This is a genomic window from Pantoea stewartii subsp. stewartii (assembly GCF_008801695.1).
GTDB lineage: Bacteria > Pseudomonadota > Gammaproteobacteria > Enterobacterales > Enterobacteriaceae > Pantoea > Pantoea stewartii.
In genome coordinates this window covers 1-440 of record NZ_VZPF01000267.1, presented here as the reverse complement: position 1 = coordinate 440, position 440 = coordinate 1, and the positions used below count along the sequence as shown (strand labels likewise).

At 39.5% G+C, this 440-nt stretch carries 1 protein-coding gene and 1 pseudogene; both read right to left on the bottom strand.

Annotated elements, in window-relative coordinates; translation table 11 throughout:
* Positions 1-107 (bottom strand): annotated as a pseudogene (locus F7Q90_RS26115) (SPI-1 type III secretion system export apparatus protein SpaP); the annotation flags it as partial.
* Positions 97-440, bottom strand: a 344-nt coding sequence (locus tag F7Q90_RS26110; RefSeq protein WP_211369714.1) for a FliM/FliN family flagellar motor switch protein, incomplete at its 5' end; no start/stop codon positions are given. The gene F7Q90_RS26110 and the pseudogene F7Q90_RS26115, both read right to left, overlap by 11 nt.

The following is a 440-nucleotide window of genomic DNA, read 5'->3' as shown; positions in this document are numbered from 1 at the left end:
ATGACAAATACGATAGAAAATTTAACGAAACAGGTTCCTGATGCAATAATAAATGGCAATAGGGTGGAAAATGCCAGTAAGGCAATTAATGAGATATCATTCCCCATTACCAGACTCGCTCAGCCATTTATGAATCTCAACGCCTAAGGTGTCATTCATCTGTACCAGTTCGCCATTACCCAGCAAAACACCATTCGCCATAATCTCAACATTACATTCAGCATTTATCGGTAACGATAATAGTTGTTGCTGCCCTATTGTTTCGAGATCGGCCAGGGTAACCTGCTTACGATACAAAACAAACTCCAGTTTGACGGGTAATTGACTAAGGCCAGGCAGAATTTCTGCAGTTTCTGTTTCATTTTTTTCTTCTTCGATATGCTGAATATCTAACGTTTCCACAATAATTCCCCCTTCAACACGTTTGAAATGACCTAACT